The sequence below is a fragment of the Serratia sp. OS31 genome (genome assembly GCF_014164835.1).
Lineage (GTDB): Bacteria > Pseudomonadota > Gammaproteobacteria > Enterobacterales > Enterobacteriaceae > Serratia > Serratia liquefaciens_A.
Genome location: NZ_JACJFQ010000035.1, coordinates 24,798 through 51,448, shown reverse-complemented (window position 1 = coordinate 51,448; position 26,651 = coordinate 24,798). Strand labels below are relative to the sequence as shown.

22 protein-coding genes are annotated in these 26,651 nt (G+C 54.7%); 6 read left to right on the top strand and 16 right to left on the bottom strand.

Annotated features, from left to right (window positions below):
* Window positions 1-333 precede the first annotated feature (333 nt).
* Both H5P17_RS22475 and H5P17_RS22470 read right to left on the bottom strand, forming a co-directional pair.
* On the bottom strand, window positions 334-585 hold the full coding sequence (locus tag H5P17_RS22475; RefSeq protein ID WP_020826921.1) for a CsbD family protein: 252 nt from the start codon (window positions 583-585) through the stop codon (window positions 334-336).
* 130 nt (window positions 586-715) lie between these two features.
* A complete protein-coding gene (locus H5P17_RS22470) occupies window positions 716-2,212 on the bottom strand; it encodes a PAS domain S-box protein (RefSeq protein ID WP_182825328.1) in 1,497 nt (498 codons plus the stop codon).
* 235 nt (window positions 2,213-2,447) lie between these two features.
* Here H5P17_RS22470 and H5P17_RS22465 point away from each other — a divergent pair, with 235 nt between their 5' ends.
* Both H5P17_RS22465 and H5P17_RS22460 read left to right on the top strand, forming a co-directional pair.
* Window positions 2,448-3,419 (top strand): hypothetical protein, encoded by a 972-nt coding sequence (locus tag H5P17_RS22465; protein ID WP_182825326.1) that lies wholly within the window; start codon window positions 2,448-2,450, stop codon window positions 3,417-3,419.
* 18 nt (window positions 3,420-3,437) lie between these two features.
* Window positions 3,438-3,659 carry a hypothetical protein gene (locus H5P17_RS22460; protein WP_182825324.1) on the top strand — a complete coding sequence of 74 codons (222 nt, stop codon included), beginning with the start codon at window positions 3,438-3,440 and terminating at the stop codon, window positions 3,657-3,659.
* Between the two features lie 74 nt (window positions 3,660-3,733).
* Here the strand turns inward: H5P17_RS22460 and H5P17_RS22455 are convergent, their stop codons facing one another.
* From H5P17_RS22455 to H5P17_RS22415, 9 genes are all read right to left on the bottom strand, one after another.
* Entirely contained in the window at window positions 3,734-4,831 is a 1,098-nt protein-coding gene (locus tag H5P17_RS22455; RefSeq protein ID WP_182825322.1) for a hypothetical protein, read from the bottom strand.
* Window positions 4,832-4,889: 58 nt separating this feature from the next.
* The gene (locus H5P17_RS22450; protein WP_122079359.1) at window positions 4,890-5,927 is read right to left on the bottom strand and encodes a Glu/Leu/Phe/Val dehydrogenase dimerization domain-containing protein; all 1,038 of its coding nucleotides are present in this window, start codon (window positions 5,925-5,927) and stop codon (window positions 4,890-4,892) included.
* Between the two features lie 15 nt (window positions 5,928-5,942).
* The gene (locus tag H5P17_RS22445; RefSeq protein WP_182825320.1) at window positions 5,943-8,828 is read right to left on the bottom strand and encodes a type I polyketide synthase; all 2,886 of its coding nucleotides are present in this window, start codon (window positions 8,826-8,828) and stop codon (window positions 5,943-5,945) included.
* A gap of 13 nt (window positions 8,829-8,841) precedes the next feature.
* Window positions 8,842-10,017: an FAD-binding oxidoreductase gene (locus tag H5P17_RS22440; protein ID WP_182825318.1), complete on the bottom strand. Its 1,176-nt coding sequence runs from the start codon at window positions 10,015-10,017 to the stop codon at window positions 8,842-8,844.
* 41 nt (window positions 10,018-10,058) lie between these two features.
* Complete coding sequence (locus H5P17_RS22435; protein WP_122079357.1) at window positions 10,059-10,616, bottom strand: hypothetical protein; 558 nt, start codon at window positions 10,614-10,616, stop codon at window positions 10,059-10,061.
* 34 nt (window positions 10,617-10,650) lie between these two features.
* The gene (locus tag H5P17_RS22430) at window positions 10,651-11,679 is read right to left on the bottom strand and encodes a pyridoxal-phosphate dependent enzyme (RefSeq protein ID WP_182825316.1); all 1,029 of its coding nucleotides are present in this window, start codon (window positions 11,677-11,679) and stop codon (window positions 10,651-10,653) included.
* Window positions 11,680-11,723: 44 nt separating this feature from the next.
* A complete protein-coding gene (locus H5P17_RS22425) occupies window positions 11,724-12,452 on the bottom strand; it encodes a thioesterase II family protein (protein WP_182825314.1) in 729 nt (242 codons plus the stop codon).
* On the bottom strand, window positions 12,449-14,065 hold the full coding sequence (locus H5P17_RS22420; protein WP_122079355.1) for an AMP-binding protein: 1,617 nt from the start codon (window positions 14,063-14,065) through the stop codon (window positions 12,449-12,451). The genes H5P17_RS22425 and H5P17_RS22420 overlap by 4 nt, the downstream gene beginning before the upstream one ends.
* A 303-nt stretch (window positions 14,066-14,368) precedes the next feature.
* Window positions 14,369-14,593: a hypothetical protein gene (locus H5P17_RS22415; RefSeq protein WP_220496941.1), complete on the bottom strand. Its 225-nt coding sequence runs from the start codon at window positions 14,591-14,593 to the stop codon at window positions 14,369-14,371.
* Between the two features lie 245 nt (window positions 14,594-14,838).
* On the opposite strand from H5P17_RS22415, the gene H5P17_RS22410 reads away from it, so the two are divergent.
* Together H5P17_RS22410 and H5P17_RS22405 are read left to right on the top strand one after the other, a co-directional pair.
* The gene (locus tag H5P17_RS22410) at window positions 14,839-16,875 is read left to right on the top strand and encodes a TonB-dependent siderophore receptor (RefSeq protein WP_182825312.1); all 2,037 of its coding nucleotides are present in this window, start codon (window positions 14,839-14,841) and stop codon (window positions 16,873-16,875) included.
* A complete protein-coding gene (locus H5P17_RS22405) occupies window positions 16,875-18,044 on the top strand; it encodes an ABC transporter substrate-binding protein (protein WP_182825310.1) in 1,170 nt (389 codons plus the stop codon). The genes H5P17_RS22410 and H5P17_RS22405 overlap by 1 nt, the downstream gene beginning before the upstream one ends.
* Here the strand turns inward: H5P17_RS22405 and H5P17_RS22400 are convergent.
* A complete protein-coding gene (locus H5P17_RS22400) occupies window positions 18,019-18,627 on the bottom strand; it encodes a TetR/AcrR family transcriptional regulator (protein ID WP_182825308.1) in 609 nt (202 codons plus the stop codon). The two genes, H5P17_RS22405 and H5P17_RS22400, sit on opposite strands and share 26 nt — an antisense overlap.
* A gap of 169 nt (window positions 18,628-18,796) precedes the next feature.
* On the opposite strand from H5P17_RS22400, the gene H5P17_RS22395 reads away from it, so the two are divergent.
* Both H5P17_RS22395 and H5P17_RS22390 read left to right on the top strand, forming a co-directional pair.
* A complete protein-coding gene (locus H5P17_RS22395) occupies window positions 18,797-20,332 on the top strand; it encodes an MFS transporter (RefSeq protein ID WP_182825306.1) in 1,536 nt (511 codons plus the stop codon).
* An 18-nt stretch (window positions 20,333-20,350) separates the two neighbouring features.
* Window positions 20,351-21,742 carry an MmgE/PrpD family protein gene (locus tag H5P17_RS22390; protein WP_255477980.1) on the top strand — a complete coding sequence of 464 codons (1,392 nt, stop codon included), beginning with the start codon at window positions 20,351-20,353 and terminating at the stop codon, window positions 21,740-21,742.
* Window positions 21,743-21,817: 75 nt separating this feature from the next.
* Here the strand turns inward: H5P17_RS22390 and H5P17_RS22385 are convergent, their stop codons facing one another.
* From H5P17_RS22385 to flhA, 4 genes are all read right to left on the bottom strand, one after another.
* The gene (locus H5P17_RS22385) at window positions 21,818-22,801 is read right to left on the bottom strand and encodes an NAD(P)H-quinone oxidoreductase (RefSeq protein WP_220496942.1); all 984 of its coding nucleotides are present in this window, start codon (window positions 22,799-22,801) and stop codon (window positions 21,818-21,820) included.
* Window positions 22,802-22,832: 31 nt separating this feature from the next.
* Window positions 22,833-23,552, bottom strand: coding sequence for a PA1136 family autoinducer-binding transcriptional regulator (locus H5P17_RS22380; RefSeq protein ID WP_182825302.1), 720 nt, complete (start codon window positions 23,550-23,552; stop codon window positions 22,833-22,835).
* Window positions 23,549-24,424 carry a glyoxalase III HchA gene (gene hchA / locus H5P17_RS22375; protein WP_182825300.1) on the bottom strand — a complete coding sequence of 292 codons (876 nt, stop codon included), beginning with the start codon at window positions 24,422-24,424 and terminating at the stop codon, window positions 23,549-23,551. The genes H5P17_RS22380 and hchA overlap by 4 nt, the downstream gene beginning before the upstream one ends.
* A gap of 108 nt (window positions 24,425-24,532) precedes the next feature.
* Complete coding sequence (gene flhA, locus H5P17_RS22370; protein ID WP_182825298.1) at window positions 24,533-26,599, bottom strand: formate hydrogenlyase transcriptional activator FlhA; 2,067 nt, start codon at window positions 26,597-26,599, stop codon at window positions 24,533-24,535.
* Between the last annotated feature and the right edge of the window lie 52 nt (window positions 26,600-26,651).

The window sequence follows — 26,651 nt, the reverse complement described above, 5'->3', positions numbered from 1 at the left end:
CTGTGAGTCGTTGTCTGCTCGGTTGCAACATCAAGAGGCAATAGGTTCCTCACTGACCTTTACTCTGCTCCCGAAAGCACATGTTCCGTCAACATCTTTGCAAACTGATTAAACTGGCCACTGATGCACAATGCGGGCTGATATTCGCATCTTTATTCAGTGCCTGTTAATAAATATATAGAACCTATGGCTCAGACGCAAAAAACGAAGGGGAGTAAAAGAGGCTTTTTTGTCACAAAATACAATGTGCAGCGGTGCGGGGAAAGCATTCGCCCGCAGGGTGCGGGCGAGTCAGGCACTGGTTTAGTTGCGGTGGTCAGTCAATCAAAAGCTTTAGCGGCGACGTAGCAGCAGGCCCGCCAACAGGCTCACGCCGGCAAAAATCGCTACCGTAGTGAGGGGTTTCTTCTTGACCAGATCGCTGACGCAGCTGACAGCATCGCCATATTTTTCTTGTAACGCACCGGCAACATAGCGGGTAGATCCCTCAGCCTGCAAACGCTCATCGCCGGTAACATCACCGGCCACTTCCTGCGCCTTGCCTACCACTTTATCCATCACGCCGTTGATTTTATCGCTGTTCATTCTGCACTCCTGTGTGAGGTTTGTTTCGGCACTTGCCTGGTGCAAATGCCTGCCTTGTCTCTCGATAGTAAGCCGTTGACGAACCGCTCATAAGGTCAATTTGCAGGGGATTGACCAGTGCATTTGCACCCTACTTTCCATTTTTGGACGATCGTTCACCGGCAAACAGCCCCCGCTCTCTGGCCCAGACGATGGCTTCGCTACGGCTGTGGACATCGAGTTTGGAATAGACCGTAGCCACATGATTACGCACCGTATTCGGGGCAAGATTGAGGCGCGCGGCGATCTTTTTGTCCGGCAGCCCCTCACAAATCAACCCCAATACGTCGCGCTCGCGGGCGGTAAGATCGGTGAAGGAAAAACCCGCCAGGTTAGGCTTATTGATACTTTTTACATTGGCCAGTTTTTCGAGCAATGTCTGGCTGAACCAGGAAGCGTCTTGCATCACTTCTTCGATGGCAGCCACCAGATCAAGCTCAGAACGTTTGCGTTCGGTAATATCCATCAATACCAGGAGATAACAGCGGGCATCCTGAAGGCTCACGGCATCCGCTGACGCCACGCAGTCTATGATTTCATTGCCCTTTTTGCGTATTTTGACATCCTGATTCTCGACGTTGCCGTTTTTTTCCAACGTGGCAAACAAGCGCCGGCATTCCCCTTGCCCATCGATAACATTGATCTCTTCGACCGTCTTGCCGATTAACTCCTCGGCGGCGTAGCCGGTGGTCTTCATAAAGGCTTCATTGACATCCAGCACCCGCTGCTTGTCCGCCGTGCACACCAGCGTGGGCACCGGACTTAGACGAAAGGACTTGGCAAATCGCTCTTCACTCTCGCGCAACGCCGACTCTGCCTTGCGACGAGGTTCGAGATCGGTAAAGGTAAACAGCATGCAATCTTCTTCATTGATGTCCAGCGGCTGGCCGGCGACGATCACCAGCTTGGTTCCGCCGGCCGGCAGTTTCAGTTCGGCCTGCATCTGCGGAATGGTCGCCCCTTCGCTCAGCAATTGCACCGCCTGCTCCTTGCGTTCCGCCTGTTCCAGAACATCCAGCGCATACACCGAAGTGCCCATCACCTGATCGCGAGTGTAGCCCGTCATATCGAGGAACCCCTGATTGACTTTGATATAGCGCAGGTCGCTCAGGCTACAGATCACCGCCGGTGCCGGGTTGGCGTTGAAGGTCTTTTCGAAGCGCTGCTCGGCACTGGCCCACTCGGTGGCGTCGCTCAGGATCAAAACCAGCAATTCAGGCTGCCCTTGACCATCGGTGATCACCAGGCTGCGTAAACGGTGAACCCACAGGTATTCCGATTCATTGACCGGCCGAACCTCGACCAGCACGTCGCTGAAGGTTTCACCGTTGGCGACCCGGTTAATCGGATACTGTTCCGGCGTCAAAGGGTGATTGTTGCGATAACGCAAGGCAAAGCGCTCGCCATACTCACGACCAGTCGCCCCCAATTGACTCAGTTTACTCAGCCCATGCATGCTCAGTGCCGCCTCGTTAGCCCACAGAATGGTCTGGTCGACCTCGGCCAGGATCACCCCTTCGGACAACCCTGAGATGATCTGTTGTAGCTGGCTACGGTTAGTTTCGTTGGCAAGGATGGACTGACTCATGTTTTCTCCAAAAGACGAAGTGGCCTGGCCGCCTGACGGCGATCGCAGTGCCAAATAGTGGCGCTGTTCCCAACAGCATAGTGCGTAACAGGTGCATTCGCGGGGTGTGAATGCACTAGCTTTATCGGTGCAAATGAACCGGGACGGTCAGTGGTGCCAAGCGGCAGACTGATTCTGTCGGCGCGGCCCTGTGCTGTGCGTACAACCACTTGTTTAGTCAATATAAGGAATAACAATGACCACTGTCTATGAATCCAATCGCTTTGCGTTTCACGTTTCATGGGGTTCGGTATTGGCCGGGAGTGCCATGGCGTTGGTGACCTATCTGATACTTAGCGTGCTGGGCACGGCCATCGGCGCTTCGCCCGTGGATCCGCTGCATGAGGGCAATCCTCTTAGTGGCTTTGGCATGGGCACCGGGATCTGGTTGTTTGTCACTACCCTGGTCTCGCTGGCGGCTGGTGCATTTGTCGCCGGCAGAACGGCGCCAAACCGTGGCGGTTTGCATGGTCTGTTGAGCTGGGCAGTGACCACATTACTGACAACCTGGCTGGTGATTTCGGTCGCGAGCGGCGTGGTCGGTCTGGCCGGTACCGCCGTCGGCAAGGGGCTCTCTCTGGCTGGCAACGGTATTGCGGCCGCAGCGCCGGGCATTGGCGAAAACGTCAAACAGCAGTTGGACAAGAATGGCATCAGCCTGGACTGGGGGAATTTGGAAAACCAGTTAACCACCACTCTTAAGCAAACCGGCAAGGCCGAACTGGACCCGTCCAAGCTGGAACAAAAGAGCGATAACGTCACTGCTGATGGTAAGCAAACCGCTACGGATGCAGCCACTGACCCAACCCAGGCGGCGGCAGAGCTCAAGCAATGGTTTGAACGCGTCAAGCAATCCGGTGAACCAACCCTGAATGCGGCAGATAAGGATGCGCTGGTGAATATCGTGGCGGCCCGTACAGGCAAGAGCCGTGCAGAAGCGACCCAGATCGTAGACAACTATGCCCAGGCTTATCAGCAGGCCGTTCAAAAGGTCGAGCAGCTTAAGGCGCAGGCCGAGCAAAAAGCCCGCGAAGCGGCAGAAGTGGCGGCCAAACAGGTATCACGCGCGGCATGGGGTTCATTGTTGATCCTGCTGCTGGGCGCAGCGCTCAGTTTTGGCATCGGCCGCATCGCCATGTCTACCCGTCGTCCTCTGGTTGTGAGCTGATGGAAAATGGATGTTTCAATGAATAGAAGGCTGTCAGGCATCTCATTGAACTATCGAAAAGTGGTGGGTGCTTCGGTCCCGGTACTTGTGATCGATTTCTTCAATGAAAAAAATGAGCGTTACACTCTGCGCTATAACTTGCCACCGGACACGCCGGAACGGACAGAGCGGCGTGTGTCATTGCTGCTGCACCTGCTTCGTAAACAAAGGCCGATGGATATCGGTGACGCGAAATCATAAACCCTGCTGCATAAACCAACCCGCGCCGGTAAGCGCGGGTTGGTTTTTATCCTGCTCGAACTCTGTCGCGAGTTCTACAAACACCAGACCGGTCGGGCGCCGACTGTCGCACTGGCATGTTTTGGTCCATGGCTTAGACACAGGGTTCGCATCCCGGCGGCGGTGTTTGAATACCAGGCCCCACCCCGCATCAAAATACGCTCGCCATAGTTACGAAGATAAACCTGGTCGCCATCTTCACTGCGGTGGTGTGGAATGATGCCAAGAATTTTTAGCAGGTTGGGGGCTGCAGCACCGCCTTTTAGTTCAATTTGATCAAACGCCGCGTCCATCAAGCCCGGTGGGTAGCCATTATCCTGCGGATCGCCGTTAAAGTTATGGATGCGGGCGTTAATCACCGGCACTCCGGCATTTCCGTCGCGTTTCGGTGTTGATGCGTCAAACTTCGCCGAATTTTCCGCACCGGGAGGTAGCAGCAAACCGGTGTCCAGATCTATCGCCCGCCAGCGCGCTTCCGTCTCGTCAGTCCACGGCATCGCCGCGTCATTGTCCGGCAAAATTTGGATTTCTCCCGCTATCAGCCTCAGCCCCAGCTGCCATTCCCACAGGTTGCCGCACAGATCGCCAATACCGTTAACGGAGCCGTCATGGTACCAGGCCGCAGGGCCTGACGCGCTAAGGGTAGTCGGCTGCCCCTGCTGCTCCCCTGCGGGCGCGCCATCCAGACGGCGGCCGATTTGATCGTGGTTCTGAACCGATCGGCCATAGTCGGTATTACCTTGCTCCAGCCATTGATGATGACGACACCAGAACATCAAGGCGGCCCATTCCGCATTGGTGCCAAGATGCCAGCCTGCGCCATTGCGAGCGGCCGCCTGCCGGAACGCCGCCAGATCAAGCCAACTGGCAGGTTCCTCATCAGGCAAACTGAGCAACTCACCGTGGTGTAGGCTGCCGGGATAACACCCGTAAAAAAATTCACTTTTCTCTTTACCATTGACGACAAACGCAGGATGCACCGCCTGCCCCAGGCCTGAAGCCACCTCATCCAACGTGAAGCGTGGCATGACATACATATAATTTGGTTGCCCGCTGGCGGTATATAGCACCGTGCGACGCCCCTGTGATTCAGATTCAATCCGGCTGCGCAAAGCGTCTTTTATAATAATCATTTATCCACTGGATCCATAAAAGTTAAAGACAGGATGGCTTTCACCACCCTGCCAGATTTTACGCCACCATCAACGCTGACTTTATCGGTTGCAGCAATCGGCCGACATCACAATCCAACAAATGGGCGCGTTGCAGCAGCTCCTCCGTTTTGGCGCCGATAACCGAATGAACGTAGGCATTGACCTGCTCCTGATTCATCTGGTTGTATCGCTCGGTAAAGGCCATTTCAATGCTGTCGCAAATCACCGCCCCGGCGTTACTGACATAATCGGGCAAGTAATGAACGCCCCGTGCCAATAAGCGTTGTTCAGCCTGAAGGTTGCCAAATGGCGAATTGGCGCTGCTGATCACCCAACGTGTATTCAGCAATTCAACGTTTTCTAACGTTAAAATGCCGGAAAGTGAGGCAATGCAAAGCACATCGCTTGGCTGCCATAAAAGTTGATCTTCCGTAACGCGTTGGACACCGTCCGGGAAAACAGCTGCGGGATTGATGTCGTACCCCACCACCTCACAGCCGAACAGCAGGCACTGTTTTGCGACCTCGGATCCCACTTTTCCCATGCCATGGATGGCCACTCGCGCTCGGGAAAGATGATTTAAGCGGAGTATCAACACCTTCTTGATTGAGCTCCAGACGCCATAACCGGTTGCGACCGAAGTATCCACCTGAGGGCTGTCCATCGCATTGAGGATCCAGGGGGTAAACTGGCGCAGATAGTCCATTTCCCGGTTACCGGTATTAATATCGCAGCCGGTAAACATGGTACCACCATAGCGATTGAGCAATTCACCAATCGCTTCCAGCACGGCAGGCTGTTCTTTAGGTGAGCGTTTACTGTTCACCACAATTTTCCCGCCGCTGAAACCGGTGTTATACAGGCCATGTTTCAGTGACATGCGCTGGGCCAACATGATCGCCTCTTCTTCCTGCAGTTGGCGCGAAGCATAGGCTCGCCAACGAATACCGCCATTGGCCGGCAACAGCTTTATTTGTGATGAATAGGCCAGGGTAAATGAAGTCTCGTCATCAACCTCAACCGTCTCAACCTGATAGTGATTACGCGTATTCAGCAATGCATTGGTTACTGACATAATTTGCCATCCTGTTTAATTGGATTTTTGCTCAACTGCTCCAACCGGTTCTAAATGTTGCCTTATCCCCCATGGTGTGGGGCGTCGTAAGAAGTCAGCCATGCTGATAACCTGAGCAAACTCCTGCTCGATCAAAGCAATCAGACGCAGCGCCATCAGCGATTGCCCGCCGGCGTCAAAAAAATCACAGTGATTTGAGTCGGGTCGCAATCCCGTGACGCTGGCCCAGATACGCCAGACGCTTTCCATGGTGGGATCAGATTTGTCCGTTGCGGCAGTCGCGTTTCTCTCGGCGTCCGGCCCATGCAGGTCATGCTCGCCCAGCCACCACTGGGTGGGATCAAAGGGATACATAGGTAACGCGATACGTGACGGCGGCGATGCCCACAGCCGTTGCCAGTTGATGTTGACGCTGGCGCGCCAAATTTTTTGCAATGCCTGCGACCAAACCGCACTTTCACTTTGTGCTTCATCGCGCCGGGGCAACGTGCGTACTGCCGTGGTAGCCCCTGCCGACTTAAGTTGCGCGGCCAGCGCCGTAAGTGTCGACCCTGGACCAACCTCGATAAACAACGTTTTGCCTCGCTGCGGAATTTGCTGCAACGCAAGGTGATAGGCCACAGGTTCTCGGGCATGACGAGCCCAATAATGCGCATCCATTTCCGACAAGCTAATCTCCGAGCCAAGCAGTGCGGAAATATAACGTGCAGCAGGTGCGCTCTCGTTTGGCTCCGGCGCGATAGCTGCCAAATCGTTTAGCGCCGGATCCATCAGGGCCGAATGGAAGGCATGGGAAACGGCCAAGGCTTTGCAACGAATACCTTCTGCGCGCAGTGCCTGTTCACAGGCACTGACTGCGGTTTGACTGCCCGAGAGCACACAACCGTTTTCGCTGTTTGCCGCCGCCAGTGAAATATCCGCATTGAGCCAGGGTTGGCACTGCTGAGCACTCAACTCCACGGCTAACATCATGCCCGGCGCAAGCGATGCCATCAGCCGCCCACGTTGGGCCGCAAATACCAACGCAGCCTCTGAAGAAAAGGCACCTGCGGCCCATGCGGCGGCAATTTCGCCGAGGCTGTGCCCCAGTACCCAATCGGGTTTAATGTCGTAATGCATCAACAGTTCGGCCAAGGCAATTTCAACCGCTATCAATGCCGGTTGCGTAACGGCAGTGTTATTGATGGTTTCCGGTGCCGCCTCGCCGTTAAACAGGCTGGAGATGTCCAGCCCCGCATGCTGATTGAGGATGCGCAGCTTTTCGGCCATCAGATCACGGAATACCGCATCTTGCGTCATCAATTCTCTGGCGATACCGATAAACTGGCTGCCCTGACCGGGGAACTGGAAAACCACGTTGAGACGCCCTTTACCGATATCTGCAACGTTTTCTTTCACGCTCAATATGCCCTCTTCATCGATTTGCAGCGTGCCGCGGTAGCGCAAAGACTTTCTGCCACTCTGCGCACTCCATGCCAGTTGAACACTGTCAGCCGCAGCCGGAAGCTGCAGGTAACGTTTGACCAAACGGTGCCAGGCCTGTTCGGACTGCGCACTGATCGGCACCACGTTGGCCATCAGTGACGAACTGGCTTCACGCCGCCTGGTCCTTTGTGGTGGTCGAGTCAGTATCACGTGCGCATTGGTTCCGCCAATGCCGAAGGCACTGACGCCAATGGCATGACGCCTGTCGTTTGCTGACCAGGGTTGCGCTGAGCCAAGAAATTCAAATGGGCTATCATTCAGCGGGATCGCCGGATTTGCGCGAGAAAAATTTATTTGTGGCGTGATCCACCCATGGCGGATTTGCAGCGCTGCCTTAATCAGCCCTGCCATCCCCGCACAGGTTTCCAAATGACCGACATTGGCTTTTACTGCACCGATTGCGCAAAAACCTCGTTGGTCAGTCCGTTCACGGAAAACGGTATTAAGTGCTTCAAACTCAATAGGATCGCCGGCCAGCGTTCCTGTGCCATGAGCTTCGATGGCGCGAAAATCCTCCGGTTCCAGACGCGCATCGTCCATCGCCTGCCTTAACAGACGTTGCTGACCGTGCAGACTGGTGGTGGTGAAACTGACTTTACGCGCGCCGTCATTATTCATCGCCACCCCCTGAATCACGGCGATAATTTCATCGCCGTCCGTCAGCGCGTCCTGCAGGCGCTTCAGGACCACCACGGCAACGCCGCTGCCGAATACCGTACCGCTGGCGTCCGCAGCAAAAGGCCGGCAATGGCCATCGGTTGAAAACACCATGCCTTGCTGGGAAAAGTAGCCTTCCCTTTGCGGGATCCGCAGCGTGCAGGCACCGGCCAATGCCAAACGGCAACGCCCACTTCGCAACGCCTGAACGGCCTCGTAAACCGCCACCAGTGAAGTGGCACAGGCAGCTTGCACATTGCACACCGGCCCCCCGATGCCCAGATGCCAGGCCACTCGACTGGTGAGGTAATCTTTGTCGCAGGCAATTTGCTGCTCGAATGCAGAAGGGTCCAACTGCTGAAACAGTGCCGATTGCTGCGCCTGACGTAAATAATCGGAGCTGCTGCAGCCGGCAAACAGCCCGGTATCGACAAGATCCCCTGGCGTCACGCCGGCATCTTCGAGTGCGTGCCATGCGCATTCCAGAAACAAGCGATGCTGCGGATCCATCAGTAACGCCTCGCGAGCGCTCAGGCCAAAGAAACCCGCGTCAAAGCGAGTCACATCACCAGACAAGGGGGCCGCGACGGGCACGTATTGCCCGTTATCAGCGGCAATATCCACCTTATCGACCCGAACCAATGACTCAACGCCATTGATCAGGTTATGCCACCAGCTATCGATATCTTCGGCCCCAGGAAAACGACAGGCCATGCCCAGCAAGGCAACCTGCTGTTCAGGGTTGTTCACCTGCTGCATAGCATCCTCCCGGTTAGAAACGTAATGCGCTGATATCCCAGCGAGGTTCACGTTCAGCCAGCAGATCGGCACAAATCTGTCCCATCAACGGGGTGAACTTGAATGCCCAACCGCCCGCCGAAACCACCAGGTTTTCGCCCCCGTGGCAACGGCCCCGAGCACTGTCGAGATAAAACTGACGTGAGGGATTGCTGGGCAGGACAGCCAAACAACTTGACGCCGAGTGTTGACGATCGGGCTCCAGGAAGGGCATATGACGACGGGCAAACTCCAGCGCCCGTTCCACATGGTGTGGGTTGGCTTGGTAACTCGGTGCGTTTTCCTCGGTTATAGGATCCACTTCAAAATCCGTGCCAAGCCGGTCTAGCCCATTGATCGACCAAGGGTTGGGCGGGAAACCGTAGAACAGATTGGTATCGCTCTCAACCGGAGCCTGGAAGGCAAACCAAAACGGGTCATTGGCTTCCAATCGTTGGCTACGCAACATGCTGATGCATGCCATTTCGAAGGTAGACAGTGCCAGTTCAATATCCAATTGTTGCAGCAGCTTTTTGCTTCCGGGACCACTGGCGACTAACACCTTGCGAGCGCGGTAGCGCTGTTGAGATGTCAGCACCGTAACGCCGCTGGCATCGGGTTCGATGGTATTAACCCCTTGCTGGAACTGAAACGTCACCCCGGCCTCGCTGGCCAGTGAGTACAGAGTCGTCAGCGTGCTTTTGACATCGATGACACCCCCATCCCGCTGCAAAAAGCCTTCGTAGTTACTGTCCAAACCGGTAAAACCGTACCGACGCTCAATCTCTGCCATGGTCAGCCGCTCATACGGCAGATTCATATCATTCATCGAGGTCATGGTTTGGCGGATCTGCCCTTCATTGGTCCAGACATCTGCATCACCAAACCACAAACTTCCCACGCGATGGATCAACTTTCTGTCGGCTTGATGCTCCAACTGCCGCCATAATTTGTCAGCCTCTAGCGTGAGACGGAATATTTCCAGTTCCGAGTATTGCAAGCGCCAGTGGCGTTCCTCCCCGCTGGTGCCGGCCAATTGCGTCAGCAGTGGATGTTGATCCAGCACCAGGACTTTCTGATCGCGGTGATCACGAGCATAATTCCAGGCCGTGGAAAGGCCTATTGGTCCGGCACCGATAATAATGACATCCCATTGGACAGACGTGTGCATACCTACCCCTTGCAATCGAGATTATTTAAATAGGGTGAATGTTATTTTTTAATTAAGCTTTTTATTTGGTCGATAGGCAAAAGCACTATCAACGTCAGGTATTTTTCTCGCGGGATATCCTGGTATATCTGTCGAACACCGATTTTCCCCATGACATCGCCACTGACACCTGCGGCAAACAGAGATTGCCATTGCCCTGCCCAGATAGCGCTGGAATTCCAGATGCCAGAGGTTTCAATTCTTCCTAACGGCGTTTCCGCAGTTTCGTGATACCAAGATACCACGCTGCCATCCGCCAATGAGGCTATTTTCCAACCGCTTCCGGTCATAGTGCCCAGATCACGCCCTTCCTCATCAAATAATTGGTCGGTGTGCGAATTGGCATCACCAACATTAGGGCCGCTCTTTGTTTTTGCATTGAAGGTTATATTTGCCATTTCTATGGCAGATATTACCGTCACATTGTTATATCCCTCATTTTTTTGCAGCGCGAGTTCAATATCCGCAGGTTTATTGCCGCTGAGTATTTTTTGACGAACTTGATCGCCGATCGTAATTAACTCGGACAATACATTATTATTGCCCTGTATAATTTCCATTATGTAATCCTTGGCTAAAGGTAAGACATCGTTGTTACGCGGTTAACGCCTCGCTTTGTTTAAACCACTCGCGTCCTTTTTCTCTTTCAACGTCGCTGCCTGCATCGGCGAACAACGTGACGACCTGCTGTCCCCGCTCCAGAGTCATCGCCAGTTTCCACGCCGTTTTCCAGTTAGCCGCGGAAGAGGCACCGATCTTGACGCCGGTGAGTTGGAAAAACTCATGCATTGCACATAAGGCTTCGCGGTAGGAAACCTGATTAAATGGCGGCTCTTGTGGCATCAGCTTGCTGATAAAAGGTTGGCGGAATCCGAAACCCAGGCCGCCAGCACCGGCAAATTTTGCTTCGCCATTAGGGGCAGAAAGTGTGCCATACGGCAGTTCTTGCGGGGTGCTTCCCCAGACAACCAGTTGAGGGTTGTCCTGGCGCAGTGCCGCTGCTACCCCTGATAAGGTTCCCCCTGTCCCCACCGCAGAAACCCAGCCGTCGGCATGCGTACCATTGAGTTGACGACGAATTTCTGCTCCGGTCTGGTACTGATGCATGGCGGTATTGACCAGATTAAGATGCTGCGACAAAAGCGTCCAACTGCTATCGTCGTGCGCAATCTGCTGGCTGCGGGCAATGACACCGAGCAGAAATTGATTACGATCCACCAAAGTGACAATGGCATTATCCCCTTCCAGCGTTTCGATCAGCGCTTGCGGCGAAGAGTCGGGAATGACCACCTGCACGGTAATGCCGCACATATCACCCAGTTTTGCCAACGCCTTCGCCATGTTGCCGCCCGAAGAGTCGAGTAATTTCAGTTCACCCCGGCTGAAATCATGCTGGTTGATGGCATCGCAAAATAACCCGAACGCCGTGCGATCCTTAACGGAACCAAAGGGATTTTTAAACTCGAACTTGGCGAGAATTGTCGCTTTGCCTTCGGGCGACGGCACCGGGGTCAGTGGCGTATTTCCCAACCCGGCGTAGAATTTCTTCAGTTGCGGAAACAGGGTAAAGGCTTTCTCTGTGTCCGGTGCACAATCCTGTGGATTAAACAGCTCAAAATTCATCAGATGTTCCTTCAAGACCATAACGTTAACAAAGGGCCAGCACGTTACTGCATTAGCTGACGTAAAAAAGCGGTGCTATCTTGCATAAAATAAAAGTGGTCGCCAGGGAAAAATCTCACTTGGCTGCCGGGGAGATCTTCTTGCCATTGCAACAGTGATAAGGCGTTAACCAGCGGATCCTGATCGCCGCCAAAAATGCGCGGACTGAGACCGGGTAAGGGTTTGGCAGCCAATTTTCCCAGTAATTGTAAATCCTGCAGGATCAGTCCGGTGACCATGGGCCGGGTGATGTCGTCGAGCACCAGAGAACCGCTGCGTTCACTGAAGGTCACGATGCTTTCCAATACGGCCAGACGTTGCTGCTCATGCTGTAAGCTCAGGAGTTCAGAGGGGACACGCTGCGCCGACAATACCGTCTCGAAATGAAAGCGCGAGCCAGCTAATGCCCCAGCGACCTGCATAGCCAGCAAAGCCCCCATGCTATGGCCAAAGATCACCATGGGCGCGATACCCAGTGATGAGCGCAAATCGTGACTGCAGGCCTCAATCGCTTGGGTAGCCGTGGTCCAAAACGGTACATTCTGGGCCTCTTCCCGCCCGGGATATTGCACAACAAACAGGTCTGTCTCGTCCGGCAACAGATCGCGCCAATGCTGATAAAAAGAGGTCCCCCCGCCGGCATGCGGAAAAACCACCAGCTGTTTCGTTACCGGCGTGGTGAGTGGACGGCTGAGTCTGAGCACGCAGCCGTTGCTTTGGCGTAATAGCGTCATGAGTTCAGTCCCGCGGTTTTCTCCGAACTGGCAAGGTGAGTTTGGCGTAGCATCTCTCGCAGCGTCAGGCGATCGATTTTGCCGATGCCTTTCATCGGGATCGATTCGACTATCAGCAACTTTTCAGGCGCTTTGAATGCGGCTAACCCTGCTTGCTCAAAGAAACGTCTTAACGCACCCAATGTCAGCGAGTGGTCGGGATGGGCGACGGTAACAAACAGGCAGGGCACTTCGCCATACAGCGCATCGTCCATGCCTACGCAAGCCGCCCGTATCACCGCCGGATGTTGCTCGGCCAATTCTTCTATCTCATTGGGGCAGAATTTCTCTCCCCCCCGGTTGATAGCATCATTGACCCGACCGTCAATAAAAACGTTACCCGCCTGATCAACGTGTGCCAGGTCACCGGTGCGGTAAAAACCATCGTGGGTAAAAGCGGTGCGATTGGCCTGTGGGTTTTGGTAATACTCGGTTAACGTGTAGGGGCCGCGGGTGATCAGTTCTCCTGACTGTCCCACCGGCAACGTATGGCCATATTCATCAACAATCAGCACCTCATCATGCGGACTGAGTGGCCGTCCCTGTGAAGTGAAACGAAGTTCGTCTTCATCGGAAATCGCGTTAAAGCACAGCAGTCCTTCACTCATGCCGTAACATTGCTGCAAGGTGATGCCGAGGATACTCGATGAAGATGCCGCCAGCTCTTGCGTAACTCGGGCACCGCCGACCTGGACATGCCACAGCGAAGTCATATTGTAAGGAGAGCGTTGTTGCAACTCACTCCATTGCGTCAGCAAGGCCGGCACCAGCGTGGTGTGCGTAACGCCACAGCGTTCAATGACCTCCAGCGCGGTTTCCGCTGACGGCATATCGGCGAGTGCCACCGCGCCGCCCCGCGAGAGCGTGCCCAGGATGCCGGGACAGTTGATAACGAAACCATGGGATACCGGCATAGCCGCGAAATACACTGAGTGGTTGTTCAAAACGAACACATCGCAACCGCACTCAATCATGTAGCTATATCCGCCGTTTTTACGGGCAATTGCCTTGGGTAATCCGGTAGTACCGCTTGAAAGTAACATGATTGCCGTGTCATCTGCAGACAAGGCAACGGCGTGGAGCTCGGGAGCCGGCGTCAAAGGGGCACAGAAATTTTGCAAATTGAGATAACGTGAGTCATGGTCGGTGTGCTCGTAATCCTCAACCAGCACAACATCGATATTCAGACCTTCATCAAACAAATACTGCAAGGTAGCCAGGGGATTGTAGCGACGGTTGCCGCGCTGTAGAGCGAATACTTTGGGTGCGGTTAAATGCAAAATGTGCCGCAGTTCTTTTTCTCGGTAAGAGGGTAATATGGGGACGGGGATGGCACCTCTCATCAGCGTAGCAAGCAAGATGATCACGGCTTCACGGGTGTTACGCAATTGGTAGGCCACCCGATCGCCCTTCTCTACGCCCAACTGCTGCATGCGCATTGCCGCAGAGGCAACGGCATTCTTCAGCCAACCGTAGTGGTAAACATCCCCATTTTCAAACAGGGCAGGACGTTGGGTATTTTGTTGCAGGGAACGCAACAAACGCTGATTGATCGAATCCTCAACACTAACCATAGCGACTCCATAATGAGTTAACTAACTGTTCGATTGGTATCTTCCACAATCGCAATTCGCTAAGTACACAGCCTGTAAGCACCTCGTCAGACGATGCTCCCACTCCTGCACTGACTCACAATGAAAACTAAAATGGACTCACAGCATTTTGTTTTTTTCTGCCCGCCATCAAACACTACGACCGACCGTCAGTCAATTAGTTTGACGTTAATTATTTATGGAATTTATGTTTCCTACTCTCGACAGGCGTAATAACTCCCATTGAATCAACCCTATGCTGACCACTCAAAAAATGAAATTTGCTTATGCCATTTCAGCAATAAGCTCATCTAATGAATAGTCGCGTGCACCCCATAATGAGAGCGTCGCGCTGCAGCGATTTTTGAGCTGCGTTTGCAGAGCAACGGTTTCAGCAGAAGTTAACGCCAGGTCCTGCCGCAATTGCCAACTTCCGTCTGCCTGCTGCAGGACATCTTCAGGGACACCAATCTCCGCCAACAGGGATAGCAAACCTTCAAAAGTGATCATGATGTTATCCAATAGCTAAATAGTATTGATAATTATTCATATTGACCGTCAGTCGGTCAATGAGTATTTTATCGCTACCCTGATTGCCTGCGCCCCACCGTCGCTGTCATCGATCAACGTCATTCACTAAGGTATAGGTCTTGATAAACATAAATGGATTCCGATCACGCCGTGGCTGCGTTTGGACGCTGGCGCTGGGATTGTCACCGTTCGCGGTTTCAGCCGCTGCTGAAGAATCAGTTTTGGTGACGGCCAACGACCAGGCGTCGGATGCCTCCCTGCCGGGGTATGCCGTCAAGCAGGTTGAGGTGGCGACAAAGACGCGCTCGCCGCTGACAGCCGTGCCGCAGTTCGTGTCGGCAGTTAATCGCCAACAGATGGACGTACAGTCAGCCGGGACCGTAAGCCAAGCACTTCGCTACAGTGCCGGTGTTTCCGTAGAGCGCTTCGGCGCCTTCTCCAGCGGCGTCGACTTTGGCAGAATACGCGGCTTTGAAGCAGATTATTATCTTGATGGATTGCGCGTAATTGGCAACACTGGGATTTGGGGGCCACAGATTGAGGCCTGGGGGCTGCAAAGCGTTGAAGTCCTGCATGGTCCATCGTCCACGCTCTACGGCCAGGGCGGCGCGGGTGGCGTAATTAATATGGTTTCCAGACGCCCTTCCGCCCTCGCGTCTAACCAACTGAAGCTCGATATAGGCAACTATCGCACCCGTTCACTTAGCCTGGACTCTACCGGCTCGTTAACCGATAACGAGCAATGGCTATACCGTTTTGATGGGTTGGCCGTGACCCGCGGTTCGCAAATCGAAGACACCAAACAGGAGCGTCTCTATCTGGCACCCTCCATCACCTGGCAGCCCAATGATCGCACCAGTTGGACCTTGCTGACGCATTATTTGCGTGAACCTAAATCAGGTTATTACAACACGTTGCCGGCTCAGGTCTTGGGGTTATTACCCAATCCTCGCGGAAAAATTGATACCGACAAGAATTACAGCGATCCGGCTCATGAGCATTCTACACGTACCCAGTACGACGTGACTTCTCTGTTTGAACTTCAATTGAACGATAGCTGGAGGTTAAAACAAAACCTGCGCTTCTCCCATGTTGATTCTGCAGTCAGACGCGACTTTACTCGAGCTATCACGGCGGACGAACGCAGTTTGACGGCAGTCTATCAAGACTCCCCCAGCCAGGCGGACAGTCTGGCGTTGGATAATCAAGCCATCGCTCAATTTTCTACCGGTGAATTAGACCATCAGCTGTTGACGGGTGTCGATTATCAAACCGGTAAGTTCGATAAAGATCTGTGGGTTTCACAAACTGTCTCCTTCGATCCCTGGTCCAGCCATTATCGACCTTCATTTGATCCCGTGCCGTCTTCTGAAACCTCAACCACGCAGCGTTTTAACCGGGTCGGTATCTACAGCCAGGATGAAATGCAGTGGCACGGTTGGCATTTGCTGTTGGGCGGGCGTCATGATTGGTCGCAAATGCGCACTAACAATAATTTGACCAGCACCCGGACACAAACCAATGACACTGCCTGGAGTTACCGCGCAGGGCTAAGTTATCCTTTGGAAAACGGTCTGGCACCTTGGATCAGCACATCGACCGCATTCGACCCGCTCACCGGTACCGACGCCAACGGGGCGCCGTTCAAACCCACCCACTCGACACAATATGAGACCGGGATAAAATTCCAGCCGCCTGGCAGCGCCATGATGACCAGCCTGGCGGTGTATCAATTGACCCAACGCGATGTGAACACCATCGATCCGTTGAATCCCAGCTACTACACCCAAACCGGAGAAGTGCGTTCGCGCGGCGTGGAGCTGGAGTCGCGGGCGGCCTTAACCGACAACCTAAACCTGATGCTTGCTTATGCCTGGGTGAATAATGTCGTGACTTCCGCAACCGATAACACATTGGGCCGTCATCCGGTCGGTGTGCCCGCCCAAACCGGTTCTCTGTGGCTAGATTATCGTTTTAACAAAGGACCGTTGCAGGGGTTGCTGGTCGGCGCAGGGACACGCTATCTGGGTTCCAGCTGGGCCGATGGTGCCAATAGCTTTAAAGTCCCCGCGACCTGGCTTGGCGACCTCTCCGTACGCTATACGCCGGGTGCCTGGGATCCCCGCTTGTACAATCTGGAGCTGGGCCTGACGGTCAACAACCTTACTAATAAATCCTATGTCGCCAGCTGCACCAGCGCGCCTTATTGCAGTATCGGCATAGAACGCACCATTGTTGGCTCCGTCAGTTGGTATTTTTAATGCGCAGGCGTCATTTTATTCAGACGGCGGCCGCGCTGGCGTTACTTTCCCCACTGCAGTCATTGCGTGCGCAGGCAGACAGCCAGGTAGTTACCGACATTGCCGGCCGCCAGGTTATTTTGCGTTATCCGTTGAAACGTATTTTTTTAGCGGAAGGCAATTTATTTTATACCGTGGCGGCGTTGAATCCTGCCTCGCCCGCCGAAAAACTGGTTGGGTGGCGTGATAATTTCCGCACCGCCGATCTGGACAGCTATCACCTTTATTGCCGCCATTTCCCGGAATTGGCTGAACTCCCGGCATTTTCCGGCGTGCAACAGATGCAATTCAACCTGGAAAGGTTAATTGCTCTGCGTCCGGAAGTGATGATCCTCAACCTGAATACCCGGCTGACGATAGAGGCCAACGGGCTGATGAGCAGGCTAACGGCGGCAGGGATCCCGGTGGTATTTGTCGATATGAGCATCGGCCTGATGAGCAACAGCGCCAAAAGCCTGGCCATTATGGGACAACTGTTCGACAGCCCGCTTCGCGCCGCCAGCCTGATCCGCTTTCGTCAACAACATCTCGATCATATTACCGAGACGCTGGCGCGACATGCGCCCCCACGTCCGCGGATAATGATGGAGCGCGCTGCGGGATTGTATGACGACTGTTGTTTGTCTTGGGGCAAAGGGAATTACGGAGAAATGGTGGATATCGCCGGCGGCTATAATTTGGCCGAAGCGTATATTCATGGCGTCTATGGTTCGCTCAGTCAGGAAACGGTGATCGCTTCCCGTCCCGATAAAATCGTAGTGACCGGCAGCAACTGGAGCCAATATTCGCCGAATGGCGATTGGGTTAACCTGGGGCCTGGTGCAGATCAGACGTTGGCAAGGCGGCAACTGCGAAAATTAATGCAACGACCTGCCTATCGTACTCTGGCGGCGGCACAACATGGCAAAGCCTATGCCATCTGGCATCCGTTTTACGATCATCCGTTCAATTTTGTCGCCATCGAACGATTGGCAAAATGGTTCCACCCCTCGTTGTTTAACGAGGTTGACCCCGAAACGACCTTTGCGAAGCTGTTTGAGCGTTATCTCCCGGTTCCCTATCAACCCGGTTACTGGGTATCGCTGGATCTTTCCGGGAGCGTGGCTAACGACAGCCCAGTAAACGCATAAACTCTTTCGCCAATGCCGCGCCCAAGACGTTACGATCGGCATCGGGGCAGACCATGGCGTTGTCCACCGCACCATGCATGCCGTGATACATTAAAATCGCCGTCAGGTGCGGATTCTCCAATTGCCAGGCTCCGGCTGCGGCACCGTCATTCAAAATCGTCAGGATTTGTTCCAGCACGGCATCACGATCCTGATTGCCCCGGGTGTGATAATGATGATCGTGATACAACGCGTCATGCAACTCCATGCCTTCCAGGTAAGTTGCCACACCGGCATCACACCAGGCACGTAAACGCGCGAGCCAGTCATCTTGTGGGCATTCGTCAATGGCTTGCTGAATTTGCTCAATAAAATGAGTGGTGAAACGGATACGCAATGCGGACAACATTTCGTTTTTGGACGGAAAGTAATGGTAAAAAGTCCCTTTGGCAACCTGCGCATCACGTACGATGTCGCTGATTGTGGTTGCTTCAAAACCTTTTTCAATAAACAGCTTTTGCGCCGCATCCATCAGCTCATCCAAACGCACTTCCGCAGGTTTGGTTCGCGGCTGCGATTCTTTCATTTTTTCTTTTGTTTTCATCTTCACGTCCACTTATAGCCCAGGGGCCATCCTAACCAATGTTGCCGCCATTGACCAGATGACCCGCGGCAGTGAAATCAATAATAACACTCCATTGACCGACGGTCAGTCATAATATAAGATGAGAATAGTTTTCACTATCATCATCGATGACTCAAGGAGCCACTCTATGTCCGGTATGCGCAGGATCTCGCTGGTCGCCGCCATTTGTCTGGGAACCTTTATGGCTTCGCTGGATATCAGCATTGTTAACGTCGCTTTGCCCACTATGCAGGAGTCGTTGCAGACTGATATGTCGGGTTTGCAATGGGTGGTTGACGCTTATGCACTCTGTCTTTCCGCGCTGATACTCTCCTCCGGTCCCTTGGGGGATCGTTTTGGGCGTAAACGTATTTGGTTGTATGGGGTAGCCTTGTTTATCCTTGGCTCTATCCTTTGTGCCTTCGCTACCAGCCTAAGCGTCTTGCTGGCCGGTCGGGTGATTCAGGGGATTGCCGGCGCTGCCGTCATCCCCGGCGCACTGTCTCTGCTGACGCATGCGTTCCCTGAAGAACAGCAGCGCACGCGAGCGATCGGTATCTGGTCATCGGTCAATGCCCTTTCCCTGGTGATCGGCCCAGTACTCGGTGGCGTACTGGTTCATACCACAGGTTGGCCGGGCATTTTCTGGATTAATATCCCGGTGGGGATCGTAGCGCTGGTACTGGGCAGTTGGGGGATCAGGGAGAGCGCGCATCCGGAGCATGCCGCTCTCGATCCACTCGGCCAGGGGTTAAGCATTCTTTGGCTTGGCGCCTTGACCTACGGCCTGATCGCCGCCGGAGAGCATGGCTGGCAAAGTATGCAGTCGCGTCTCCCTTTGTATGCCGCGCTAGCGCTATTCGTCCTGTTCATCTGGGTGGAAACCCAGGTTAAACGCCCCCTGCTGCAATTGAGTCTGTTTCGCAACGCCGACTTCACTGGCTATAACTTTGCTTCTTTCGTCCTCGGCTTTTCATCTTACAGCAGCGTCTTCTTTGTCTCGCTTTTTCTGCAGCAGGCTCAAGGGTGGAGCCCTGCCGCCACCGGTTGGCGCATGGCACCGGAGTTTCTTGCCATGGCGCTGGCGGCCTCCTGTTTTGGCCGGCTTTCTGCCCGACTCAGCGTCAACTCATTGATGATCGCCGGTTACGGCTTAATCGGCATCGCCTTGTTGCTGCTCACGCAGTTACAGGCGAATTCTCATTACGCCATCGTCGCGTTTTATTTGGCTTTGCTTGGTCTGGGTATGGGGTTGGCGATGCCAGCCACAAGCGCGTTGGTTATGCGCACCGTCGAGCCACAGCGTTCAGGTATGGCCTCGGCCACCATGAATGCGCTGCGCCAAACGGGGATGACGCTGGGTATTGCCCTATTGGGCACATTGATGAGCATGAAAGCGGTGAGCTCTTTGACCCTCGTCTTGCAATCGCAAGGCGTTGAGCATCCCTCAGCGATCGCCCGGGCGGCCATTATTGAACAGCAGCAAACTGCGAACACGCCGTTGAGCGCGGACCGCCTGTTGGATTTAACCCATAACGCCTTTGCCGGTGGTTTTGGCGTGGCGATGCTATGGGCCGGTTTACTCAGCATTGCCATGACCGTCTGGCTACTGATCATGCTTCATCCGCGTTTTCGTGTGCATGCCCCATCTCAGCCGGCCGCACTGAGCAAACCCCAAGAATAATTTGAGCGAGGATAAATGATGCGAACACAACCCGATCCGATCGAAGAACTGATCGCTTTTGCCTCACAGGTAGATGCCTGCATGGTGCCCCCATCGGTGTTGGCGTTTCAGTGCAAACGCCTGATGGATAACCTGGGGTGTCTTGCCGCCGGCTTCGAACAGAGCGGCGTTGATGCCGCTTTGACCCTGGCAAGGCGTTGGAGTGGCTGCCATGAAGCACGGCTGATTGGCTGCGAAGAACGGCTTGCGGCGCCGCAGGCGGCGTTCGTCAATGCGGTGCGCGCCAGAGCACTCGACTACTGTGACGTGCTGTCGCCCGGTTGGCACCCCAGTTCTTCTGACGTGCCGGTGGCACTGGCGGCAGCGGAGCTTTCTGGCGCATCTGGATTGGAGACTTTGGCCGCACTGGCCGTAGGGCAGGATTTTGCGCAACGCATCAATCTTGCGGCTCAGGCTAACGGCTTTTTCTATCGTGGCTTCGATTCCAATATCCTGGGCTTGTTTTCCGGCGTCGTGATCGCTTCTCGTCTGCTGCGCCTCGATCGTCAGGCCTTTACCGACGCCGTTGGGTTGGCATTTGACTTTGGTATCGGGACTTTCCAGCATTATCAGGATAAAACGCTGGCGGTACGCATCGGCCAAGGATTGGTGGCGCGACATGCTCTGGAAGCGGCTATGTTGGCACAAGCCGGCATCAGTGGCCCCAAGCGGGTGCTGAGCGGAGAAAACGGTTTTTTTAATCTGTATGCGCCAGGAGAACCCGATCTGCACCCTTTGACTCATCAGTTGGGCGTGTCATTTCTAGGCGAAGAGGCAACCTGTTTTAAACTCTACCCCCATTGCAGCATTTTGCTGGCGCTGACAGAGACGCTGTTGAATGCCGGCCCGCACCGGCAATTAGCCGATCCCGGCCAGGCAAAAATCATTTTGCACGCCTCGCCCACCATGCGTATGGTCTGCGGTGCGGAGTATGAACCGCAAAAAACGGCGGAAATCGACGCGCAATTCAGCGCGCGTTACGTGATAGCCAATGCATTATTGCGTGGGTGCGCCAGTGCGCGTGAATTCAGCGCCGAATACGCTACCGAACCCGCCGTCGTCGCGCTGGCACAACGCATCGAAGTGCATGAGCGCCCCACGTTCGACCGTTTCGACCGCTTTGAACTTCATATCACCCCCGACCGAGGCGAGACATTGAAGCTGGCGGCGGAGTTTGGCCGCGGCTGGCCGGAAAATCCCGCAGACATGCAGGATATTCGCGCTAAGTTCCTTCGTTGCTGTTCACAGTCTCCTTGCCGTGGATTACGTGACAATGCCCGGCATCTCATGACATGTATCGAGAACCTGGCCGAAGCCCCGTCATTGGACGAGTTATTGGCTACAAGCTGTAATTCTGTTGACGCAGAATAGCATTAGCATCACAGCCAAGTTTCCTGCGCAGCCGGCAGGGGGTCTATCAGGGCGGTTAACCGCCCCGTTTACAACTCAGTCCGCAATCTGCAGAACAATTTTCCCTATATGATCGCCGCGTTCCATCATGGCGTGCGCCAGCGGGGCATCCTCAAGCCGGAAAACCTGATGAATGACCGGACGACACTGACCCGCAGCCAACAGCGGCCAAACGTACTGGCGAAGTTCAGCAGCAATGTGCGCCTTTTCCTGCGGTGTTCTTGCCCGCATGGTCGAGCCGGTAACGGTCGCGCGCTTAAGCGCCATCGCCTGCAGATCGACGCCGTCCGCGATGGCTCCGCCAAGAAAACCTATCACCACCAGGCGGCCATCGCGTGCTAACGCTGTCAGATTCGGTTTGATGTAAGACGCGCCCATGATGTCGAGAATAATATCGACACCGCGCCCTTGCGTCTGGTTGAGGATGGCGGACGCAAAATCATGGGTGCGATAATTAATCGGCTTTCCCCCAAGGGAGGTTATGGCAGCACATTTCGACTCGGAGCCTGCGGTGGCGAAACACTCTATTGCGAACGCTTCGCACAACATCAGCGCGGTGGTTCCGATACCACTGGTGCCGCCGTGGACGAGTACGCTGTCCCCCCGTTTGGCGTTAGCCATTTGGAACAGATTAGCCCATACGGTAAAGAACGTTTCGGGTATCGCGGCAGCCTCGATAACGCTTATTCCTGCCGGAATCGGCAAGCATTGCGTCGAGGGCAACAAAGCGTATTCCGCGTACCCCCCGCCATTGGTCAGTCCGCATACCTTGTCGCCGATTGAAAACCCAGTGACGTTGTCACCAAAAGCCACAATGCTGCCAGCAACTTCCAGGCCAGGCACCGGAGTGACGCCGTCGGGCATAGGGTAATTCCCCTGCCGCTGTATAACATCCGGACGGTTTACGCCTGCGGCGGCAACTTTCACCAGGATCTCATCAGGGCCAGGCTGCGGCAGCGACGCCTTGCGTAGCCTGAGTACTTCAGGTCCGCCAGGCGTGGTTATTTCAATCTCATTCATATATTCAGGCAATGACATCGTTTTCTCGTCGTCAGATTTCTATTTCACCCTTGCGGATCGCTATTCTTATCGCTTGGGCGGTAGTGGCCGCCCCCAGACGCAGGCGTATCCGGCGCAGATGGTTCTCAACGGTTCGCTCGGAAAGTCCAAGCGTGGCGGCGATATCAGCCTGCCGACGCCCGGCGGCCGTCCAGGCCAGGACTTCGCGCTCACGCTCGGACAGCTTGCCAATCGTCCCATCTGCAGGGGTTTCTAGCCGTCGGCGCGAGGAGAAAAACGCCGCCGTACCCACCAGTGACATCGCCAGCCTAACTTGCGCGGAAGCCTCTATGTGCTCGCCGCCCAGGCTGATGGCCCCCTCCAGCCCCTGCGGGCCAAATACCGGGATCTGCAAACCATGGATCCCCGACCCGCGTGGGATGCGGACGACCTGATACAGTTCCCCTTTCTCCGCGCTGATTTTGCTCCAGAAAAAGGGATCGCCGCCCAGCAGCATATGTCGCGTCACCGGGCAGTGGCGTACGTAAGTTACTGCGTCCACGCTTTCACCGTTGCCGAACCAGTCGCCTTCGACCCAGTAAATATGTTCGACCAGCTCTTCTGTCGTTGCGGAGGCCGAGAACAGGACGAAACGGTCAAAACCGTAGGGTTTGGCGAAGGTTCGAACCCGATCCTGGATTGCCGATAGTGAACCGCTCTCCTCTATGGCGAGAGCGGTTGAAAAGGCATCCTGGGCAATGGGGTTGCTCATCGCGCCGCAACGTCGGCAAGCAATGTCTCTGCGGCCAACTTGCCGAGATTGTTGGAGGCCAACGGGCTGTCGCCGGTCAACAAACGACGGTCTTTATGGACTTTCCCCGTGATGTCGCTATTGAGGATCTTGACGCCCAGCTCGCGGAGGCGTTCGCCGACCAGCCAGGGCATTGGGCCCGGAATATAACCGATATCGATATTGGCGCCGGTATCCAGCGAGTCCGGGAAAACACAGATTTCGTAACCGCGGTACAAGAAGTCTTCCTTGTCCTCACCCAAGCCCGCCGCCAACAATCCGGCAGGCCCGTGGCACAGTGAAATCACGTAACGATCGTTGTCATGGGCCCAGAACAGCGCTTTTTTCACGTCTTCGCTGAAGGGAATGTCGTTAAGGACGCCGTGGCCGCCCGGGATAAAGACGCCGATATAATTACCCGCATCCAAATCTTTCACCACCTCAGTCAGCTTTTTCGGTTGCTTGAGCTGATGGCGATATTTCTCATAGGTGGCCTTGACCGCCGCATCCTCACCAGGGAATGCCCACATCTCAAGCTTTACCGGGTCGCCTGATGGCGTTGCAACATCGATTTCGAACCCGGCAAGATCCATGTGGTGCATGGGCAATAACATCTCCACAGGATGGTTCCCGGTAGAGAAAAACTTTCCGTTTTGCATCATCAGATAGCGTTCCTGAGACGCAATCATCAACACCTTCCACTTGCCGCCTTTATAAGGTGCAGGATAGTGGGCGCCGTCGAAGTCCGTCTTTGCCGACGTGTATTTACTCAAAGAGTAAGGTGACGGAAAGAACGCATTTTCTTCAGCGGCATCTGGGGCGGGATTACGATCTTCGGATGGTAAGTTAGTCATGATGATCTCCTTGTGTGCGATTTGCATTGCAGCTTTAGCTTAGGTAACTCAGCCTAAAGCCGCAATGAGGGATATCCCTCATTGGCTGCCCCTAACCCCTGTGGCGCTTCACTTAACCAGAATCCCCCATTTCTTCATGCGTGAAAGCAGCGTGGTACGTTTCAGCCCCAGGCGCTGAGCGGCACCGCGCGGGCCGGCAACCACGCCGTTGGTTTCCTTCAGCACCCTGATAATCTGTTGGCGCTCATCTTCCCCGGGCTGGCTGGGCTCCGCTTTGGCAACCGGGAGCGCCATCGAAGGCACCGGATATTGCAGTTCCGGCAGTTGCAGGTTCAGCACCGTACCACGCGTCAGCAGTACCGCACGTTCGATGACATTCTCAAGCTCGCGCACGTTTCCCGGCCAGGGCATTTGGCTCAGCAGGCGCAAGGTTTCCGCCGGGATGCTGTCGATGGTACGCTTCATTCGGCGTGCAATTTTGTAGGTCAGAAACTTCACTAACTGCGGGATGTCTTCCGGCCTCTCACGCAAGGGCGGAATGACGATCGGGAAGACGTTAAGCCTGTAAAACAGGTCACTGCGAAACTCGCGGTCGGCCACCATCTGTTGCAAATCCCGGTTGGTCGCGGCAATCAGGCGTACGTCTACCGAAATCACCTTGTTACCGCCAACGCGTTCGAACTCCCTTTCCTGCAGTACCCGCAGCAATTTCGGTTGCAGCTCTACGGGGATTTCGCCCACTTCATCCAGGAACAGCGTTCCCTTGTCCGCCAGTTCAAAACGCCCCATTCGCTGATTGGTCGCCCCGGTAAATGCCCCTTTTTCATGGCCAAACAGATCGCTTTCCAGCAACCCGGCCGGCATTACCGCGCAGTTCATTTTCACCATGCGCTGATCGCGTCGTTCGCTGAGGTTGTGAATGGCACGGGCTATCAGCTCTTTACCGGTGCCGGTTTCGCCGAGGATCAGCACCGAACAGTCGCTTTTCGCTACCATTTCTACCTGTTTTAGCACCGCGGACATTACCACGCTGCGGCCGACAATCTCGCCGAAGTCCGGGTTATTGCCGTTAATCTGCTCGGTCAGATACAGGTTCTCATGCACCAGGCTCTCTTTGAGCCGGTTAATTTCCTGATAGGCCAGCGCGTTATCCACGGCGATCGCGATACGCTCGGCGATTTGCTGCAGCACCCGCAGGTTGGCTGCGTTGAAGTTGTCCGGCTGACATTGCGCCAGCTTGAGTACGCCCAGGGTTTTGTTGCCGAAAACCAACGGCAGTACGCACAGCGTTTGAATTTGCTCATGCCACAGATCGAACAGTTGGCGCTCATAGGCCGCCAGCCGGTCGGAGTGCTTCAGATTCAACAGCAGCATTTCACCGCTTTGCATCACCTGTTCTGACAAGGTGCCCGCCAGCGCCACGCTGTACTGTTGACGCTCAACCACGTCATCCTGCAAATAGTGGGTGGAATAAATGGTGACCTGCTCGGTTTTATCAACGCAAAGCACAATGCTGATCGCATCGATTTTGAAGAAACGGTGAATTTCCTTCGAGATCTCACCGATCAAATCATCCAAATCGAGCTTCGACAACACCGCGTTGGTCACGTCGACCAAAATGCGATAATCATCTCGCTCATGGCGCAATTGCCGTTGACGGAGTTCCGCCTCCTCCCGCTGCTGGAGCTGCTCTGCCGCCAATGCCACCAACTCCATCAGTGTCTGCAACTGCACCAGGCTGGCGTCGCCGAACGGCTCTGAGTGACAACGTAATACCTCACAACCGCCGATCAGCGCACCGCCTGCATGCAGCGGCATCAGGCAATACTGGTTAAAGGGCAAATACAGCGCCAGAGCACCGATTTGCGGATAGCGTGCGTGCAGATCATCGCTCTGCCAACGCTGTGGCAGCGGGCTTTGTCGCAGCCGACTTACCGGGCCATTTGCCAGCAGGGTCTCATCCTGATAGTTCACCGGCCGTCGATGTGCATCCAGGCCATAAAAGCTGACCCGTTCGCTGTCGGGGTCAAACAGCACCAGCGTGATCTGGTCCGCCAATTGCAGGCGTTGCAGTATTTGACGCAGTTGCAGCAACAGGTCGGTGAAACTGCGCTGGCTCAGCAGCGTGCGGGTAATTTCCAGTAGTTCTTGTTTTTCTGATTGTGCATTCGACATTGTTTATCACTTGCCTGAGTCGCGATGAAGATTTGTGAGTCACATCGCAAAG

What these genes read in the sequence shown, in the direction of transcription:
- H5P17_RS22425 (WP_182825314.1), bottom strand. Translation starts at nt 12,452, where the DNA reads ATGACGCTATTACGCCAAAGCAACGGCTGCGTGCTCAGACTCAGCCGT.
- H5P17_RS22420 (WP_122079355.1), bottom strand. Translation starts at nt 14,065, where the DNA reads ATGGTTAGTGTTGAGGATTCGATCAATCAGCGTTTGTTGCGTTCCCTG.
- H5P17_RS22430 (WP_182825316.1), bottom strand. Translation starts at nt 11,679, where the DNA reads ATGAATTTTGAGCTGTTTAATCCACAGGATTGTGCACCGGACACAGAG.
- H5P17_RS22455 (WP_182825322.1), bottom strand. Translation starts at nt 4,831, where the DNA reads ATGATTATTATAAAAGACGCTTTGCGCAGCCGGATTGAATCTGAATCA.
- H5P17_RS22380 (WP_182825302.1), bottom strand. Translation starts at nt 23,552, where the DNA reads ATGAGCAACCCCATTGCCCAGGATGCCTTTTCAACCGCTCTCGCCATA.
- H5P17_RS22465 (WP_182825326.1), top strand. Translation starts at nt 2,448, where the DNA reads ATGACCACTGTCTATGAATCCAATCGCTTTGCGTTTCACGTTTCATGG.
- H5P17_RS22390 (WP_255477980.1), top strand. Translation starts at nt 20,351, where the DNA reads ATGCGAACACAACCCGATCCGATCGAAGAACTGATCGCTTTTGCCTCA.
- H5P17_RS22395 (WP_182825306.1), top strand. Translation starts at nt 18,797, where the DNA reads ATGTCCGGTATGCGCAGGATCTCGCTGGTCGCCGCCATTTGTCTGGGA.
- H5P17_RS22385 (WP_220496942.1), bottom strand. Translation starts at nt 22,801, where the DNA reads ATGAATGAGATTGAAATAACCACGCCTGGCGGACCTGAAGTACTCAGG.
- H5P17_RS22440 (WP_182825318.1), bottom strand. Translation starts at nt 10,017, where the DNA reads ATGCACACGTCTGTCCAATGGGATGTCATTATTATCGGTGCCGGACCA.
- H5P17_RS22415 (WP_220496941.1), bottom strand. Translation starts at nt 14,593, where the DNA reads ATGATCACTTTTGAAGGTTTGCTATCCCTGTTGGCGGAGATTGGTGTC.
- H5P17_RS22475 (WP_020826921.1), bottom strand. Translation starts at nt 585, where the DNA reads ATGAACAGCGATAAAATCAACGGCGTGATGGATAAAGTGGTAGGCAAG.
- H5P17_RS22435 (WP_122079357.1), bottom strand. Translation starts at nt 10,616, where the DNA reads ATGGAAATTATACAGGGCAATAATAATGTATTGTCCGAGTTAATTACG.
- H5P17_RS22400 (WP_182825308.1), bottom strand. Translation starts at nt 18,627, where the DNA reads ATGAAAACAAAAGAAAAAATGAAAGAATCGCAGCCGCGAACCAAACCT.
- hchA (WP_182825300.1), bottom strand. Translation starts at nt 24,424, where the DNA reads ATGACTAACTTACCATCCGAAGATCGTAATCCCGCCCCAGATGCCGCT.
- H5P17_RS22460 (WP_182825324.1), top strand. Translation starts at nt 3,438, where the DNA reads ATGAATAGAAGGCTGTCAGGCATCTCATTGAACTATCGAAAAGTGGTG.
- H5P17_RS22470 (WP_182825328.1), bottom strand. Translation starts at nt 2,212, where the DNA reads ATGAGTCAGTCCATCCTTGCCAACGAAACTAACCGTAGCCAGCTACAA.
- H5P17_RS22450 (WP_122079359.1), bottom strand. Translation starts at nt 5,927, where the DNA reads ATGTCAGTAACCAATGCATTGCTGAATACGCGTAATCACTATCAGGTT.
- H5P17_RS22405 (WP_182825310.1), top strand. Translation starts at nt 16,875, where the DNA reads ATGCGCAGGCGTCATTTTATTCAGACGGCGGCCGCGCTGGCGTTACTT.
- flhA (WP_182825298.1), bottom strand. Translation starts at nt 26,599, where the DNA reads ATGTCGAATGCACAATCAGAAAAACAAGAACTACTGGAAATTACCCGC.
- H5P17_RS22445 (WP_182825320.1), bottom strand. Translation starts at nt 8,828, where the DNA reads ATGCAGCAGGTGAACAACCCTGAACAGCAGGTTGCCTTGCTGGGCATG.